Source organism: Enterococcus sp. AAFC-DPL-5146 (genome assembly GCF_058216635.1).
Genome location: NZ_CM177103.1, coordinates 754,577 through 773,332, shown reverse-complemented (window position 1 = coordinate 773,332; position 18,756 = coordinate 754,577). Strand labels below are relative to the sequence as shown.

General features: G+C 33.3%; 18 protein-coding genes. All 18 read right to left on the bottom strand.

Annotated elements, in window-relative coordinates; all coding sequences use genetic code 11:
- Positions 1–59 precede the first annotated feature (59 nt).
- Entirely contained in the window at positions 60–623 is a 564-nt protein-coding gene (gene ahpC / locus AC4BB2_RS03505; RefSeq protein ID WP_490474057.1) for an alkyl hydroperoxide reductase subunit C, read from the bottom strand.
- A gap of 250 nt (positions 624–873) precedes the next feature.
- Positions 874–1,719, bottom strand: a complete 846-nt coding sequence (locus AC4BB2_RS03500) for an alpha/beta hydrolase (RefSeq protein WP_490474056.1) — start codon at positions 1,717–1,719, stop codon at positions 874–876.
- A 115-nt stretch (positions 1,720–1,834) separates the two neighbouring features.
- Positions 1,835–2,998 carry a hypothetical protein gene (locus tag AC4BB2_RS03495; protein ID WP_490474055.1) on the bottom strand — a complete coding sequence of 388 codons (1,164 nt, stop codon included), beginning with the start codon at positions 2,996–2,998 and terminating at the stop codon, positions 1,835–1,837.
- Complete coding sequence (locus AC4BB2_RS03490) at positions 2,991–4,760, bottom strand: AAA family ATPase (protein WP_490474054.1); 1,770 nt, start codon at positions 4,758–4,760, stop codon at positions 2,991–2,993. Before AC4BB2_RS03490 ends, AC4BB2_RS03495 begins: the two co-directional genes overlap by 8 nt.
- Before the next feature lie 282 nt (positions 4,761–5,042).
- On the bottom strand, positions 5,043–5,720 hold the full coding sequence (locus tag AC4BB2_RS03485; protein ID WP_490474053.1) for an O-methyltransferase: 678 nt from the start codon (positions 5,718–5,720) through the stop codon (positions 5,043–5,045).
- Between the two features lie 123 nt (positions 5,721–5,843).
- Positions 5,844–6,206, bottom strand: a complete 363-nt coding sequence (locus AC4BB2_RS03480) for a DUF1048 domain-containing protein (protein ID WP_490474052.1) — start codon at positions 6,204–6,206, stop codon at positions 5,844–5,846.
- Positions 6,196–6,531, bottom strand: a complete 336-nt coding sequence (locus AC4BB2_RS03475; protein ID WP_490474051.1) for a PadR family transcriptional regulator — start codon at positions 6,529–6,531, stop codon at positions 6,196–6,198. Before AC4BB2_RS03475 ends, AC4BB2_RS03480 begins: the two co-directional genes overlap by 11 nt.
- A gap of 213 nt (positions 6,532–6,744) precedes the next feature.
- Entirely contained in the window at positions 6,745–7,749 is a 1,005-nt protein-coding gene (lplA, locus tag AC4BB2_RS03470; protein ID WP_490474050.1) for a lipoate--protein ligase, read from the bottom strand.
- Between the two features lie 13 nt (positions 7,750–7,762).
- Positions 7,763–8,503 carry an MBL fold metallo-hydrolase gene (locus tag AC4BB2_RS03465; protein WP_490474049.1) on the bottom strand — a complete coding sequence of 247 codons (741 nt, stop codon included), beginning with the start codon at positions 8,501–8,503 and terminating at the stop codon, positions 7,763–7,765.
- 185 nt (positions 8,504–8,688) lie between these two features.
- Positions 8,689–9,486, bottom strand: coding sequence for a DUF975 family protein (locus AC4BB2_RS03460; RefSeq protein WP_490474048.1), 798 nt, complete (start codon positions 9,484–9,486; stop codon positions 8,689–8,691).
- A 19-nt stretch (positions 9,487–9,505) separates the two neighbouring features.
- Entirely contained in the window at positions 9,506–10,588 is a 1,083-nt protein-coding gene (locus AC4BB2_RS03455) for a M42 family metallopeptidase (RefSeq protein ID WP_490474047.1), read from the bottom strand.
- 222 nt (positions 10,589–10,810) lie between these two features.
- The gene (gene dltD / locus AC4BB2_RS03450) at positions 10,811–12,076 is read right to left on the bottom strand and encodes a D-alanyl-lipoteichoic acid biosynthesis protein DltD (protein WP_490474662.1); all 1,266 of its coding nucleotides are present in this window, start codon (positions 12,074–12,076) and stop codon (positions 10,811–10,813) included.
- Positions 12,077–12,081: 5 nt separating this feature from the next.
- Positions 12,082–12,318 (bottom strand): D-alanine--poly(phosphoribitol) ligase subunit DltC, encoded by a 237-nt coding sequence (gene dltC, locus AC4BB2_RS03445; protein ID WP_490474046.1) that lies wholly within the window; start codon positions 12,316–12,318, stop codon positions 12,082–12,084.
- A 45-nt stretch (positions 12,319–12,363) separates the two neighbouring features.
- Complete coding sequence (gene dltB / locus AC4BB2_RS03440) at positions 12,364–13,569, bottom strand: D-alanyl-lipoteichoic acid biosynthesis protein DltB (RefSeq protein ID WP_490474045.1); 1,206 nt, start codon at positions 13,567–13,569, stop codon at positions 12,364–12,366.
- Positions 13,566–15,080, bottom strand: coding sequence for a D-alanine--poly(phosphoribitol) ligase subunit DltA (dltA, locus tag AC4BB2_RS03435; protein WP_490474044.1), 1,515 nt, complete (start codon positions 15,078–15,080; stop codon positions 13,566–13,568). The genes dltB and dltA overlap by 4 nt, the downstream gene beginning before the upstream one ends.
- A 14-nt stretch (positions 15,081–15,094) precedes the next feature.
- A complete protein-coding gene (locus AC4BB2_RS03430; protein ID WP_490474043.1) occupies positions 15,095–15,244 on the bottom strand; it encodes a teichoic acid D-Ala incorporation-associated protein DltX in 150 nt (49 codons plus the stop codon).
- 368 nt (positions 15,245–15,612) lie between these two features.
- On the bottom strand, positions 15,613–17,697 hold the full coding sequence (locus AC4BB2_RS03425; protein WP_490474042.1) for an ABC transporter permease: 2,085 nt from the start codon (positions 17,695–17,697) through the stop codon (positions 15,613–15,615).
- Positions 17,687–18,454 (bottom strand): ABC transporter ATP-binding protein, encoded by a 768-nt coding sequence (locus AC4BB2_RS03420; protein ID WP_490474041.1) that lies wholly within the window; start codon positions 18,452–18,454, stop codon positions 17,687–17,689. Before AC4BB2_RS03420 ends, AC4BB2_RS03425 begins: the two co-directional genes overlap by 11 nt.
- Positions 18,455–18,756: the final 302 nt, after the last annotated feature.

The following is an 18,756-nucleotide window of genomic DNA, read 5'->3' as shown; positions in this document are numbered from 1 at the left end:
ATAAATTTTAAGAAAGACTCCCCTAAAAAAGGAAGTCTTACATCTGTTTATTAATCTATTTAGATTTTACCAACTAAGTCTAAACTTGGTGCAATTGTTTCTTCGCCCGGTTTCCAGTTTGCAGGACAAACTTTATCACCATGTTTTGCAACAAATTGAGATGCTTCTAATTTACGAACTAATTCTTCTGCATTACGGCCGATTCCCATATCGTTGATTTCGTATGATTTGATCTCGCCTTCTGGACTCACGATAAATGTACCACGGTAAGCTTGACCTAACTCTTCGTTTAGAACGCCGAAAAAGCGAGCAATTTTTCCATTTGGATCAGCTAACATTGGGTATTTGATTTTACCAATTGTATCAGTCGCATCCGCCCACGCTTTATGCACAAAGTGGCTGTCTTCTGATACTGAGTAAACTTCACAATTCAACTCTTTTAAGTGATCGTAATGATCTTGCATGTCCCCTAATTCTGTTGGACAAACAAATGAAAAGTCAGCTGGATAGAAGAAGAAAATACTCCATTTACCTAATATGTCTGCTGTTGACACTTTGATAAATTCACCGTCTTGGTAAGCGTCACATTCAAAGTCTAATAGTTTTGTGTTGATTAAGTTCATTTATATATTCCTCCTAATTTTAAAAACTAGCCCTTACAGCTAGTTCTTTTTTCTATACTCTTAGCGTATCAATTTAAAATTATTCTGTCAATATAATTATTCCAATTTAGGTATTTTATTTTTGCTGTTTTTGTATTCTCTTTGAGAAAATAGCTCTTTCATTCTCAATAACGCGGATAAATCAAAAGTGATTGTTTACTTATTTCATTTTACACATTGAACTAATAATACAAGATTAGTTCTCTTTATTCTACCAGAAAAAATTTGTTAACAATCGAATAACTTCCTGATTTTCTACTAATTCGCTGTGACTGGTCTTATTACCTTGAATCAATAATTCCTGATAATCGGCTATTTGATCCTGATAAATATATCTTCCAGAAAAAACACTTTGGACTGGCACTGTATTGTCAGAAGCTGTTTCTTCAACTTCTCCTGCAATATTCAGCATTTTGATCGTGTTTGGAATGTTTTCACGATTTACTAAGTAACTCTTAAGTAAGTCACTAGTTTCTTTTACTTGTGTAAACGTGGTAACAGCATCATTATATGCTTTTCCAGTGTCATTGAATGGTGTTCCTAATGTTATCAGTTTAGCTAGTTTAGGATCGTCTGCTTGTTGAAAATTTTCTAGATAAGAAGTGATTACTAATCCTCCATTGGAATGTCCTAAGTAATTGTAAGCATCAAATGAGTACTTTTCTTGAATATAGTTTAGTGCTAATTGATACCATTTCCCTTGGACTGGTAATGTTTCATTACTACTGTCTTTAAAGGCAATCACGATGATTGGATGCTCAGTTGAACGTCTTAACTTCCCTTTAGAAGACACACTTCCATCGGTAGCTACAATTACTTTCAAGACATCTGCTTTTGGATCTAAGGATTTAATTAAACCATTAAATCGATTCACCGTGCCATTTGTTCCAGGGACAAAAATCGTCGGAGTTTGAATCTCCACAGGTTCATTTGATGAAGTAAATTTATCAGCAAATGCGGTTAAACTTTTTTGAAATAACAGAAAGATCAATAGACCAACACCTACAATCGAAAGTATTTTGGAAAACCATTTTTGTGTGTTGTGGCTAAATTTCATGATGTTCTCCTCCTTTGATAGAGAAAGAGTACACCTTGAAACTTAAATGAAAATTAAATACCAGAAACTCATAATGAATGAATCATTAAACTAGCTACAAATAAAAATTACGAACTTAGCTCCTTCTGCTTTTACCTTTATAGGTATTTTCAATGTATCTCTCCAACAAGTCATATTTTAGTTTTATACGAGAGACGTTAACTAAATCCTCTGTATCATATGAACCACTTTCAAAACACATTATTTTCTCGAACATATACTGAGTATAGTCTTTATTATCTACAAATTCATCTACAACCTGTTTATAAAACACACTGTTCCAATCTCTCACATTTATGAATAATTTACGTACTTCCTTTTTTATAGGTGATGTATTGTATTGTTTTTCTAAATTAAATAAAGTAATCGAATTGTTGATACGTTCCTTTTTACTAGGATCTGTTTCGTTTATGGCAAACTTCACTTTAATATTCTCAGACTCTATTTTATCTTCCTTTTTTGTGTGTAAATCATCGACTCCTTTATAACTAACGGTAAACACTGCACCTTTACCAAAACCTTCAACTCTTGGGTTTATGATTCCTATTAAACTAATATTTTTGTGCGTACTATTACATGATTTACAACTAGGTAATATATTCCCAAAGGATGCACCAAATAAAGAGAACTTTGCTTTAATCAAGAAATGATCCATATCAGCCTCGGAAACTTTCTTTTGGTCATCAGTCATAATCGTATGGTTATTACAATATGGACATAGCTCTACTTCCATATCCGTCAGTAAATTTATTCTATGAGGAAAAAGAAATTGGGTGTAGGAAAATAGCTCGGAAAGTTTTAACTGAATCGCTTCAAAGTCTGAGCAAATACGGTCAAAATAAGGTTTAAATTTTTTTGCTGAGCTATATTCTTCTAGAGTATAGGGTAAAAAATTTGGAAAAAAATTATTTTTTAATGTGTTATCTGTACCTAAAATACACTCTAACTCGTTCATGGTATTTTTTCGGTTATCTTCCTTGTTAATCTTAGCAGCACTTTTCCACAAAACAAATTGACAGTATTCATTAATATAATAGTCAGAATTATTAAGAAGGTCCGTTAGCTCAACAAAAACCAAATCATGGATTAATTGTTCTTCCGTCTTATGATTATTTTTTAGGAAGAGTTTTAATATGCTCTCATGTTTTTTCTTGTAATTATTGACTAGATTTTTTTCTATTTCTTCCAAGATCTTTTTAATAGAGTCTTTTTCAAAATGATGACTGCCAATTTTAATCATTGCCATCAACCTTCTTTTCTACTCTTTTTAATTCATAAGAATCTATCAAAATATTTTGTAACATAGAATCATCAATTAAATTAATAATTTCTGCTTGTTCTTGTCGATTATGTTTATCAAGATGATTCAGTTTGTTTCTTACAAATTCTCCCATGGGAAAATCGAGGAAAAAGCTGTCTAACGCAACATCATAAAGATTTCCAGCAAAACTTTTGTGTGCTGGTCGAATTATTTTTTCATTCTTTTTTTTATTTTCACTAATCATAAAAACATTTTCTTTTGGAAAATCAGTGACTAAAAATGGAGAATGAGAGGACATTACTACTTGAACGCTTCCTTTAGAATAATTATCTATAATCGATACTAAATCCTGAATAAACCTTCTTGACCATTCTGGATGCAAATTTAAATCTGGTTCATCTAGCACTAATAGTAAATTACGACTTTCGTGAACTGCTGTTTTTATTTGCACAAAGGTATTGAGATAAACCATTTCCCCATCACTAAGATTTCTAAATTTCATAAGAAGCACATCACGATACTCTTCAGATAGTTCAGCAATCAATCTTGTGTTGACATTATGAGAATCCATCAACTTAAATGAAAGGATATTTATGGTATCAAAAAAAGAATCGTCAAAATCATAAAGTAAGTCGACTAATTCAGAGTAATAGGTCGATTTTATTTTTTTTCTACTAATTTGTTGTTGTTGTAAAAAAAATAAAATATCTAACATGTATTTCGTTCTAATGGATAATTCATCCCTATAGTTTATTTTTGACTGTTCTTCAAAAGAGACCAATTCCTCACTATGACTAGACTTAATATAAAATTGGTCTCTCCTTCTATGAAGGACTTCTTCTACTAACGATAATTTATTTTTGTTGACTGCTTCTTGTATTCTACCTATTACTTCTTTTTCCAATAATCTTAAGATAAAATACTCTTTTTTATACTCGCCATATATTGAATCTTGAATGTTTCTGTTGTAATAGGTTTGGTTCTGCCCTCCACCTAGTCGACGATTAATATTTTCAGAATTAAGCGAAAATCCTTCTCCATTGTGTTCCAAATCTTTTTTTGAACCTTGGTAAAGGAAGTAAAGCGTGTCTGCACTTGATCTATTATAGTTTTTTCTTTGCTTTATCTTCACCACAACATTTTCACTTTTGAATACATTTTGTTGCTCAGATAAAAAATTCAAAATATCAATTGTTTCTACAGAGTTATTCAGATAACGGTTTACTTTTTTATTCGACTCATTCGTTATACTATTTTTATCAATCCATTCAATTCTAGGACTCAATTTTTGATAATTGATATCCATTACAAATCTATTTGCAGTTGAATAAACAATGAATTCATTCTTGTGAGTGACCTCAAAGAAAAACTCATTTGCATTTGGGGCTTGCTGACCAAACAGGTTATTTTTAAGCGCACTGCTTCCCTCAAAATAAAATAGATTATCCTCCACATGAAAAATTTGAAAGAATTGAACACGTGGAATAAATTTGGGTCTATTTTTTTGTCCAAAAGAAATTAAATCTAATAAACTGCTTTTCCCAATACCATTTTTACCTATTATTAGTGAAATATTGGAAATGTTCCTTCCCCAAAAATTTTTGGGTAACGTCCTTACTTTTTCTTCTATTTGCAATTTTTCACCGTCATATGACACAGCATACTTATTTGAAAAATTTATTGATTGCCTTTTTATTCGACTGTAAATTTGTTCGACATAGACATATACTAACTCAGACATATAATAGCTCCCTCAATTTATTTACGATATTTGGATAGCGAAATTATCTTCTAGGTTATTAATTCTAAAAACGATTCCAATACTATCCTTTACAAATATACATATAAACATGACATATAAAGCTATTATAATTATTAACTTCTTCTAGGTCAATTGAATTCTGTCTGTGTTGATTGAGGTTAAGTAGTACGCGAAACTATACCGTCATTCATGTAATTTGTTACTGTTAAATAAAAAAACTTAAATCAAAAGAACTTCCTTTTGATCTAAGTTTTTTATTATTTAAACACTCTCTTTTTCTTTCGTAATCATAATCACTCCATCACCTAACGGCAACAATGTTGATGTTAAATCTGGATGAGTCATAACTGTATCTAAAAATTGGTTCAATTTGCGATGAATCGTTCTTTGACTTCGAGGAATTTCTTCAATTGGATCTAAAATTGTTCCAGCTTGGAAAACATCGTCAACCATCAACACGCCGCCCACTCGTAATAAACGTAAACATTCTGGCAAAAATTCAATATATTTTGATTTTGCACTGTCCATAAAAATAAAATCATATGGTCCTGTCAATGTTGGCAAGATTTCTGCTGCCTGACCTTCCAATAGAGTAATTTTGTCAGTCAAACCTAAACGTTCGTAAGTTGCCTTGGCTTTTCTGATCATCACATCAAAACGATCGATAGTCGTCACATGTCCATCTTCACCAACATATTGCGCCATCAAGCTAGAAGAAAAGCCAATCGCTGTACCAATTTCCAGAATATTTTTAGGTTTGATTTGATCTAAGAAAAACTGTAGAAATACAACCGTTTCATGTGGAATGATGGGAATTCCTGCTTCATGTGCTTCTTCTTCAATCACACCTAATTCGCCTTGGATCATTTTTTGTTTATTTCGCATAAAATCAACAAGTTCTTGTTTAACAACTGGTCGATGCATCATTTCGTTTCGCATACTATTCGCTCCTTTTCGCTTCTTTATTATACGAATAGATACAATTGATGTCAAAAAGAAAATGAAGCAACTAGCAATCTCAACACCTTAAAATAATTGAAGCCAGTTAGGCAAAAAGAAGCTCTATTCATTCCTTAGTTTTTTTGCAATTCTTTCATTCATTTTTCTTTTTAATTCGTTTATTCTAGTTCTTCCTTGCATTTCAGATAGCGTATTTTCTGCAAAAGATCCTACATCTTCCCCAACTAAGTCTAAGACTGGAATATTATTTGTCGCACCTTCTTCAAAGAAATCAAGCAAATCTAACATTGCCGGCAACATTTCCATGCCATCACCTGCTGTAAACTCCCATAAAAATTTTTGAATTTCTTTATAAACAATTTGATATTCTGCCGGAAGCTTTTTTAAGCGTGCCATCTCTTCATTGTATTTGATCTTCTCTGCGTGTACTTGTTTAAGATACTGAAAAATATTTTTATTTTTCATTGTCTTTTCCCTCCTTTAGTTTTTCTATTTGACCTGAAATAAATGACCAACGTTGCCAGAATAGCTCACGTTCTTTTTGTCCGTTCTCGTTTAATGAATAAAATTTACGCATTGGACCAATCGTTGATTTTTTTTTCGTAACAGTAACTAGGTTCTTTTTTTCTAAGCGCAACAGAATGGTGTAAACCGTCCCTTCTACGATATCTTCAAATCCATATTCTTGTAGGTTGTTCGTTATTTCGTAACCATATGTTTCACGTCGATTGATAATTTCTAGAATAACGCCTTCTAACACACCCTTGAGCATTTCTGTAATCCCGTTCATAGTATTTATCACCTTTACTTTCTTTTATACAAAATTACGAGTATTGTATCCTCACGCTACTTAGTAATATAAAGTACAGGTATATAGTATAATTAAGTAGGAGAATTGTCAACTACATTGTTTTACTAACTAGCATTTTTAGAGTACTGAAAAAAACTATAGAGAGAAACAAATGAATGTCTCTCTCTATAATCTACGTATATTCTTTTATTTTTAATAAAGTAATGTAACTAAATCTTCTTTTTCAATATTACCAAAATATTTTTTAATGTCGATCTTATCAACAGCTGTTTGGATTGCTGATTTTTCATATTTAGTACCAGTCAAAATATCTTCTACATCTTTGATTTCACCTAATCCGAAGAAATCTCCAAAGATTTTTATTTCTTTGATTTCTCCGTCTTCAACATTCATTTGAGCATCGATAGAACCTATTGGAAAGCGTTGGTGGCGTTCTAAGTTAAAGGCTGGTGATTTACCGTAGTTCCAATCCCAATTACGGTAATATTCATCAGAGATTTTATTGATTTTTTCCCAGTCCTCATCCGTCAACTGGTAAGTTTTCACTTGGTCAACTGAATCAACACCAAAGATTTTCAATAAAATATCTTCACGAAATTCTTCTGTCGTCATCTCTTGCTTATCTGCTGGTAAAAATGGTTTGATGTTGGTTACCCGTGATCGAACTGATTTGATGCCTTTTGATTCAATTTTATCTTTGCGGACTTTTAAGGTATTCACTACTTCATCAATGTCGCTGTCAAACATCAATGTGCCGTGAGCAAACATTCTACCAGTTGTTGCATACATCGCATTTCCGGAAAACTTCATGTCATTGATAACTAAATCATTACGGCCTTTTAATTCCGCACCAGAAACACCTAGATCATGCAATGCTTGAATGATAGGTTGCGTGACTTTGGCAAAATCACGGAAAGAGTTCCCGTCATCAGGCATAATAAAACTAAAGTTTAGATTCCCGTGATCGTGATAGACAGCACCACCGCCACTTAATCGACGAACTACATGAATACCATGTTCATCTACATATTCTTTATTGATTTCTTCAATCGTATTTTGGTTACGCCCAATAATAATTGATGGGTCATTGATATAAAATAATAGAAGCGGTTCATCTAGAGGTTTTTCTTTCAATAAATACGTTTCGATCGCTAAGTTGACTCTAGGGTCATTGTTTTCATTTGGTACAAAAATCACTGTTCACCACTCCTTAAATTTCGATAACTAAATTTTTCTCTGCTAAACAGACAGAAACTTGATTTCCAGAAGCTTTCTCTGCTTGTTGTTTTAGCTCTTCTAATGAACCGTGTTGAGGCAAATGAGTCAAAATTAATTTTTTAACATGGGCAGCCTTAGCAATTTCACCTGATTCTTTTGAGGTAAAATGTGCATGATGCTTTTCATTTCCTTCAAATAAGTAAGTATCCGCTAAAAAGACATCTGCATCTTTTGCAAATTCCACAAAGCTTTCTAAATAACCAGAGTCCCCAGTATAAACAAATACGTTTCCTGTTTTTTCTTCTACAAATCGCATTGCGTAACAAGGTACAGGATGGATTGTTTTCATAAATGTCACAAGAAATGGACCTAATTTTAACTCTTCTGCTTCAAAATAGGGAATTGCCTCAGATACACCAGGCATATTAAGTGCTTCAAAATGAATGGCGTCATCTGTGTGTCCATAAATAGGCAAAACAGGTGTTGGCTCCAACACTGGATATAATTGACGATAATACTGCAATACACCTAAATCAGCAATATGATCGTAATGATAATGGGATAAGATCACAGCGTCTAATGCTAGCGGATCGAGATGTTCTTCTAAGTTGACTAACGTTGTACTTCCAGCATCTAACAATAGCTTAAAACCATCTGATTCTAACAAGTAAGAACTGGTTCCTTCTCCTTTATAAGGATATGCACCTAAACAGCCTAAAACAGTTATTTTCAACTTCATCGCCCTCCTTAGTTATTTTCTACTTAATGGTAACATAAAAAAGGAAAATAGAGACAATTATTTATACTTCTGAATCAAAGTAAATGATGTTTTCTCTCACCTTGTTGCTACGCCGCTTCTTCTAATTCATAGTCAAAAAGCAGAACAATCTAATAAAAGATCGTTCTGCTTTTCTATTTTTATTCAACTATTGCTGGAGCCCCTTTTTCCTCACGCGCTGTATCGTAGAAACTTGCAATCGCTACATCATGATAAGGTATCACCCATAATAAACCGATACCTAAAACTAAAGCACCAATAATAAACCAACCAATAAATGAAATTTGTAGCAACAAATATTGACCAAAGCGTCCTTTCATTAAGAACAAGGCATATTTGATTGCATCACCTACGGATAATTCAGGATCATCAAGTTTTACCCAAACAGCAAATTGGAAAACGCCACTAATAAACACACCAACTAGAATCATTAAAAATGCGAAAATTAGTAATAGTCCTCCTAATAAGATATTCCCAGCCATTTCTGATTGAAATTGCTCAACTGAAACAGTGTTAAACATTAATCCAAAATACATAACTGTTCCATAAGAAAGAAGTACTGGTAATAAAACAACAAAGTTTAACACTAATTCAACAAGGTATTGAATGAAATTAATCACTAACATTGGAACATAAAATTTCCCTTGAAAAATTGTTGTTAACATGCCTGCTTTGACTTTTCTTCCTCGTAATACTTGTAACGCACAATAATAAGTGCCGTAAGTAATTGCAAAGAAAATGAAGTTATTCAATAAAAAGGAAATAACATTGCTTCCTGCACTATCTTGCGGTAAGTTAGCAAAGCTGCTGACGACTGAACCAATAATAAAACGCATAAATACGGCTAAAAATGTGATCCAAGCCATCGTTCCCCATTGTGTTTTTAATGATATACGAGCTTGTTCTCTATGCATTGCATTCGTAATTTGACTTTTCATTTGAACCATCCTTTATAATTTAATATTCACGAATTTTGTCAACTGCTTCTTGATCTAAGCGTTTTACTACTTCTGTAACTAATTTAACTGTGTTTAAGTAATCATCTTCATGAATCATTGATGTATGTGAATGGAGGTAACGAACAGGAACAGTGATTGCTAATGATGGTACACCATTTCTAGATAAGTGCATTCTGCCTGCGTCTGTTCCACCACCTGTGATGACTGTATATTGAAACGGAATATTATTTTCTTCAGCAACTTGTATTACAAAATCACGCAATTTTTTGTGAGGAATCATAGATGCATCGAAAATCAAAATTTGCGGTCCTTTGCCTAATTCAGAATCTGCTTCTTTTGGCGTCATTCCAGGAGTATCACCAGCTGTTCCAGTATCTAGTGCAAAAGCAATATCTGGATTAACTAAATGCGTGCTTGTTTGCGCTCCTCGTAACCCAACTTCTTCTTGTACATCACTTCCTGCAAACAAGATGTTAGGATGTCCTTCTTTAGCAAGGTTTTCCAGAACTTTTAATGATACAGCCGTACCAATTCTGTTATCCCAAGCTTTAGCCAACATAAATTTCGTATCATTCATACGACGGTATTCAATATATGGTGTAATCATGTCTCCGGGTTTTATACCCCATTCAGCTACTTGTTTATCACTGGATGCACCAATATCAATAAACATTTCAGCTACATCATAAGGCTGTTTTCTAGCTTCTAAAGTTAAAACATGAGGCGGTTTTGAACCAATCACACCATGAATCAACTTGCCTTTACTCGTTTTGATTTGCACTTGTTGCGCCAACATAACTTGACCCCACCAGCCGCCAAGTGTCTGGAATTTGATAAAACCTTTTTCTGTTATTTGTGTAACCATAAAGCCAACTTCATCCATGTGACCTGAGAAAAAGATTTTTGGGCCTTCTTTTTCACCCACTCGTTTGGCGATAATACTACCTAAACCATCATACATGATTTTATCTGCATAAGGTTCCGCATATTTTTTAAACAAGTCTCTGACTTCCCCTTCATTTCCTGGAACTCCTTTAGCACTTGTTAATTCAATCAACATGTTTTCTTCTTTTTGATCCAAATTATAAAACTCCCTTCTCTTTTTATATTCAATTGTATTATACCATTCATCTGGTTTTAATTTGCTCTTTAACTTTTAGTATACTTCACACACAATCCATCGGAGCTAGCTTTTCCTTCAAAAAAAGTGATTGGGAAATAACTCTTTGAGTCATATCCTAATCACATAAAATCTGGATAAACATCCGGAATAAAAAGAACTCCTTCTGTTAAACATAATCAGTTACTCTTTTATATCGTCCGGATTTTTTTGCTGCCATTCTTTTGAATAAAATGATTCTTCAAGCTTATAATTGGGCTCTTTAGCAGAACTGTTTTCAAGAAACGGCTGAATTCTTTGATCCGCAGCTAGCCAACCTCGCCATCCCAAATGAATCGTATCTGCCATAAAATATTGTGTGCCAGACTCTTTGGTAAAATCGGCAATATTGTTAAACCCTTGACTTTCCAATTGATATTTAACTTTTTTAGCAAAGCCTTGGAGCATTTCTTGGGAAAGTCCTGTAAAGTCAGTCCAATGTTTATTTACAGGAGGAATAACAAACAACACTTCTGCATTATCCTGAGCCAGTTGACTTAAGACCAATTGCAAATCAGAAAATTCAGGTGAAAAACGATAGTCCCAATTTTTTTGTGACCCTTCTAAATCATTTAAATGCTTTTTCACACGCTTATTGTAAAATGAATTAGAAATTTCAAACTTGTTATTATTTGTTGATTTTTCACCAATCTCAACGGCTAATTTATCCAACTCAGCATCATTATATATTCCAGGCAGGCGCTTTTCTGCCTTTTTAAGGGCTTGTTCTTTACTCACCATACCAATTTTTCCGAAAAGTTCATCTTCTCTTGAGAACATGTTAAACATCAAGCTGATATAATTTTTATCAGAAGAATTTGGCAAATTGCCTTCTTTGATACTATCAAGTGCACGACTTAAACGTTTGTCTTTTTTTACTTTGGGAAAATCCATCAAACGTTGGGCCAAATATCTATCATCTTCTGTTACTTTTTCCAGATTGTTAACCCACTGATATGTTTGCAGATCAGAAAAATAGGCATTGAAATAATCATTTGTCACACCATTTCTAACAAACCATTGAGGTGAAAGAATAAATATTACTTTTTTATGAGAAAGTTTCTCTCCCATCGACTGCATCATCATTGCCTGAGTCAAAGATTGCGTGCCTGGTGCTCCTAATAAAAATGGTCGATAGTTTCGATCATACTTTTCTGCCAATGCAGAAGGATGGAACGCACTGATACGGCTTAATTCAGAAGAGCCAAAAAATGGCACGTATTCTTTTGAACCAGTTGCTTTATTTTTAATTGCATTTCCTCTTAGAACATTCGTTGCCATAGAAGTAGATGCATCTTCTAGAACTCGTTTACTGTCTAAATCTATTTGAAATGGGGCAAAGAAAAAGATAGCTAAAAGAACAACTGAAATAACAATTGGGCCAAAAATCCCAAAGATTTTTTTCTTCATACTCATTATTGTAATGCTTTCACTTGTTCGATTACTTTATTAGGTGTTTTCCATAATTCACGATCAAAATCTGAAACTGGGACTTGTACGCCTAATTGTCCTTCGATTTCCACTAATAATTGAACAGTAGCCAATGAATCCATTAATCCTTCTTCAAACAAATCAACGTCTTTATTTTCCTTTACTTCATCAGTGCCTGTGATTTCTTCTAAAATATCTAAAACTGTTTCTTCTACGTTCATTATTGTTGTCTCCCTTAAATCACAGCATTAGCTGTTTTTTATTTTTTATTTAAAGAATAGAGTATCTAAAAAGCCGGAAAAAATCAAGAAACTTAAACATACCGCATTAAATGTTAAAAATATTGCAAATGCATGGGTGAATTTATTTGATGGAATTTTTTCCTTATGTTTCTTCTTAAATCTTAACCATGCATCGGTTACACAAATTAATGTCGCATGATATAGACCATATGCAATATAGTACCAAGTCAGTCCATGCCAGATTCCCATAAGTAAGAATAAAGCAAAGTAACCAACGTTTGAAGCAACAATCCTACTTTTGAATACTTTCTTTTTGATCAAAGTAAACATTAATCTCATATATACATAATCACGGAACCAAAAAGAGAGTGTCATGTGCCAACGATTCCAGAATTCTTTGATGTTCCAGCTTAAGAACGGCTTATTAAAGTTAATTGGCGTATCATATCCCATCAAGTAGCTGGTTCCTACAGCAAATAAACTATATCCAGCAAAATCAAAGAATAGGTACATACTATAGACATACATATAAGCAACTAGTTCCCAAGAAATACCGCCTGTTTTTTCTGCTGCTTTTGAAACGATTGGTAACATCACTTGACCAAAGTAATAACCAATAATAAATTTGTATAAAAATCCTAAAAAGAAATTATGAATTCCTTTTGCCAGAAAATCAACATATTTTTCTGGTGTTGGTGGATTTTCCACATCTTTTTCAAAACGACGATAACGATCAATCGGTCCAGAAGAAATGGTCGGGAAGAATAAAAGAAATTCAATATAACGGAAAATATTGTATTCTTTAATCGATCCATCACGCATTTCCATAATGATTTGTACAGACTTAAATGTTAAATAAGAAATACCCAAAAAACCTAAAATAGAAGCATGTCCTGAAGTAAAAGGAACTACTTTTACTAATATCAATGGCAACAAGGCTAAAAATACAGCTAGATAAAATACTAAGCTAGCATTTTTCTTTTGACGATAGTGAAAATAAATCCAGACTAGAATCGTTTGCCAACATACATAAACAATCAATGCTACACCTTGTTTCCACTCCTCACCACCAAAACTCATATACAAGAAAAACAGTGTAATCAATACTTGATACCACGACCAACGTTTCCCTTTAATCAATAAAGTCAGTATCATCGGTACTAAAGCAATCAATAGATATAAAAAATAGATTGGATTCGCATAAGGAATCATATATGGAAAATTAATCACGTTGCATTTACCTCATCTATCAAGCCTTTACGGTCGATCTTTCCATTAGCAGTAAGCGGCAATTGATCCACATAAATAAATTTTTGCGGAATCATATAATCCATCACCGTTTGTCCTAGCTCAGTTTTTATTGCTTTCGTTAATTTAAATTCTTTATCGAATTCATTTTCCTCAGCAACAACATAAGCTATTAATTGATGAACTTTATAATTTTGGTACTTAGGAACAACAGTTGCTTGTTTCACGTAGGAAACAGCAGCTAAATGATGGTCAATATCTTCGAGTTCGATACGGTAGCCGTGAAGCTTTACTTGAAAATCAATTCGTCCATCATATATCAATAGTCCGTCTTTTAGCTTACCAGCATCTCCCGTACGATAGGCTGGTTGACCTTTGTACTCAAAAAAGGCGGCTTCTGTTTTTTCAGAATTATTTAGATAACCTTTTGAGACACTTGGACCTGCTATCACTATCTCACCAACTTCTCCAGATGAAACCTCTTTGTCATCATCCATAATGTATAGGTTGGTATCGGATTTTACATAGCCAATTGGAATACGGTTATATTCATTTAATAAGTTTTGCGTTACCTCGACACCTGAAATAGCCACAGTCGCTTCTGTAGGCCCATACGTATTGAATATATGTGCTTTTGGAAAACGTTCCAATAATTTTTGAGCCGTAGCTTTAGGTAATTCTTCCCCACAGAATAAGAAAATTTTCAAATTACTGACATGTTCACCATCAAATGTTGGTTCCATCAAACAAATATCCATAAAGGATGGCGTTGAAACCCAAACTTCTATTTCTAATGTCGGCAACACGGTAAATAACTGTTTAAAGTCTGTGATGACATCTTTACGCAACGGTGTCAAAGAACCTCCTGACGTTAATGCAGGGTATAAATCCATTACTGATAAATCAAATGAATAGGGAGCTTGGGATAAAAAACGCATGCCTTCGGTAATCCCAAAATCAGCCAACTCCCAATTAACAAAGCTTAAGAGATTTACATGGCTGATTTGAACACCTTTTGGCACACCTGTTGTTCCAGAGGTGAAAATAATATAATATGTTTCTGATCCTACTACTGGTTTCAGCGTAGTTGAAATCTTTGCCTCTGTACAAATTTCCTTCAGCTTTTCCAGTGAAACCAGTTCAGCAGCGGTTTTTATTCCCGACCATTCTTTGACAGAGAAAATCACTGCTGGATTGGCTACTTCTAAAATCATTTCAACCCGTTCTTTCGGCGTGTGCGCTTCAATTGGTATGTAGGCATGACCTGCTTTTGATGCACCTAAAAAACACGCCAGCATTTCAAATTCGAGTTCTCCGTAAACAACCACTGGGTGAGCCCTCTCTATGTTTTCCTGCAAGTATGCAGCAATTGCATCTGAGTCTTTTTTCAACTCTCCATAAGTATACGTTCGATTGGTTTCAATATAAACAGGGCGGTTTGGCTCCTCAATTCCCCAACGATCGATTGCTTCAATAATATTTAAAATCGTCATGAAGTACATCCTTCCTAAAACTCATTATAAATAAATGTGCCGCCATCAATATTTTTGTAATGATACAAATAAATTAACATTAAAAGTACCCCAAAATAAAAAATGGTCTTTCCAACAAATCTTCCCCAGTATTGTACATTGGGTTGTTTGAAAAATTCTTTCATTCTATTTTTACGCCTCCGAATTTCACATAGTCATAATTTTCATATTGTTATTGTAATCAAAACAAGCTGGAAAATAAATCAAAACCTATAAGTATAATACTATTTCCCGCTAACAGTTTTGTCACTTGTATATAAAAAAAGGTGAGACAAAAGACAAAATTTTTGTTCCACCTTCTTTAATAATAAAGAAAATACAAGAAAAATTAGATTTTCCGAATACAGTTACTGTTTAAACGCCTAAACGGGGATGCTTTTTGTGCCTTATTACCCTTTTCTTCCAAAACCAAGGCATGAGAAAAAAAAACAATTTTTTTACAGGTTTATTCCCAATTGTCTTCGGAATGTGCTCTTAAATAAAACTTAAGTTATTACCGATCATTTCCGTGAATCATACGTGAATAAATAGCTGAAGTTAACAAATAATAAGCTAAATAAATCAAAATCAACAGTCCACAAGAAAGATAGGCTAACCAATAACCAGAGCTTGTAATAAATTTACTGAAAACATATACCGCAAAGGTTGCATGTAAAACACCCAAAATCATCGGCGGGAAAAAAATAATACTATTTTGTTGATAAACTAGTCTGGTAATTTCTTTTTTAGGAATCCCAATTTTCTTTAACAAGTCGTAGCTTTCTTTTTCTCGCTCTGCCTCAGAAAATTGCTGAAGCATCAAAATACTGCCTGTGATAATCAACGCCAATATACCTAAAAACATTGCTACGTAAATAAATAATCCCATCACTCGTCTTTGGTATCTTAACTCTAAGTAACGGCTTGTATAGTTCAATTGCCAATATTCTTGTTCATCTGTCTCAGAAACCTCTTGTGATTTCTCTTTCTCAGGCTGTCGACTTTTTTTGGAGATATAACCTTCCAATTGATTGTTTATCCACTGATAATTGTAATAAATAGGAGATATCCATTGGGGTTTTATTGTTTCAGACATCCTATTCGCCAGTACTTCTTCATTCTTTGTTTGAACATCAAAAGCCATCATTGTGTAGCTGATACCTGAATTTATCTTATTGAATTGTTCATCTGAAACTACGACCGTTGGAAAAGTGTACCTCAATAAACTTTGACCTAAGTAATCAGGTCGTACATCAGAAATACTAAGCTTAATTCCTTTTGACAAGGTAAAATTGGAATCGTACTGAATAAAACCACTAAGAATATTTTGAATACTGTCTAAAACAACGCCTTCCCCCTCATTATCTAACTTAATATTTTTCAAATAAGGGTTTACTTTTTGAAATTCTCGATAATTTGAAAGTGCTAGTAGATTTACCGGACTCAATGTATTTTGTTTTTCTTCCTGTCCAATTTTAAGATGAAATTGACTACCCGTCAACTTATAATTTAATTTGACTAGTGAATCGATCTTTGTGTCTGGTTCTTTTTCAATTACTCCTGTAATTTCCTTGAATTTTTCTTCTGACACAATAAAATCGGTTGGAGCTGTCACGTTCACTGAATTCATTCCGATTGTATAAAATGAAGCGGCTCCACCAATCATTCCTAGAGCAATTGCAATAAAAATAGTCACATATGATAATGTATTCCCACCTCTTTTAATATGAAACTTAGCATTTCCTAAAGCCAACATATTCAGCTTTCGGTAATAATTAAATTTATTTATCCCAGATAGATACACAATTAAATACATCGTATATTTAAAAAACAAGTACGTCCCAATCATACAGGTGAGCATGATTAGTAAAGGTGCTATCAAAAAGCCAGCGAAACCAACCTTCGTACGCATCAAAAAAGTTGCAAAATGGATAACATTATACGATAACCAATATCCTGTACCAATAAACAGTACTCCTAGAACGCCTAAAGAAATACTTACTACAGACATTTTATTTGAATTAAGCTTATTTTTTTTAGTTGGTTTCACCAAATTCATGACTTGATAACGATAAATCAACCAGCTACTTCGTATAGACACTGCCAATAACATGAATAAAAATACTAGACTGGTTTGAATCATTGATGGAAACGAAATAAAAAACAGACTCTCTACCTGTAAAAACATTGCTTTTGCAAGAATCATCAAGAATAGCTTTGAAAAAATAATTCCTAAGAAAATTCCTGAAACTAAAGATACTGCTCCTAACATTAGTGTCTCTACAAAAAATAAAAAAGATATTTGCCCTTTTCTCAAACCAATCAAGTGATAGAGACCAATTTCTTTCTCTCGTTTTAAGAGAAAGAAATAATTCGCAGCAAACATAAATCCTAAAATCATAATAACAACAAGAATACCGCCAAAATTCATCGCACCATTGATATGGACGTCTTGTCCCGCTCTACTTGCAAATGACCGATTATAAGTAATAGCATTAAAACAATAATAAACAACAACCGCAAAGGTCATACTAACAAAATAGACCAGATAATTGAGAAATTGGCCTTTAAAATTTTTCCAAGACAGTTTAAAAATCATTAGCACGGCCACCTCCGCCGATTGTTGCTTGCATATCAATTACTTGATTGAAAAAATCTTTTCTAGAACCTTGACGAACAACTTCTGAAAAAATGACACCATCTTTAATAAATAAAATACGATTGCAATAGCTTGCCGTATAAGGATCATGGGTGACCATCATAATTGTTGCATCATCTTGTAGATTCATATTCGTCATATACTGAAGTAATTCAGCTGCTGATTTAGAATCCAACGAGCCTGTAGGTTCATCCGCAAAAATAATTTTAGGTTTAGTTATCAATGCGCGTGCCGCCGCTACACGCTGTTTTTGTCCAACCGAGATCATATTAGGATAGGTCATCAATAGTTCCTCGATCCCTAAAACCTTCGCGACATGTATTAAACGTTCCTCCATTTCATCTACGGGAACTCTCTCTACTGCTAAAGGCAACAAGATATTATCTTGTACATTCAATGTTTCCATTAAATTAAAATTTTGAAAAATAAAACCTAACTTTTTACGACGAAAATCACTGATTTGATTATCTCGCATTTTTAAAATATCTTGACCATCAATTTGGACAGTTCCAGTTGTTGGTAATGTAATCGTTGATATGGTATTCAATAACGTTGATTTCCCGGCACCACTGGGGCCCATAATTCCAACAAATTCACCTTGATCAACAGAGAAAGAAATATTATTTAAGACTTGTACCTTATTACTTCTATATCCATATGATTTACTTAAGTGATTCACTTCTAAAATTTTTTTCATAGATTTCGCTCCAGTTTATTCATTATCCTTATTCTACCAATATTCTGCGTAACTGAACATCGTTTCCTCTTACAATTAAGTAATGTTGAAGCTTTTTTTAATTATTTATTTTTCTCAGCAAGAATGTTGTGACAATTCCCACAAACCTTTTAACAGCTTGTTTTCATTATTTTTCCATTTCAAAAAAACACTATATATAGTTATTAGAAGGAAAATATTTTCCATTTAAGCACTATATATAGTTGAAAGATTCAACGAATTGTTTTATGATAGGAAAGGAATAAATCTACGAGGAGATGGGT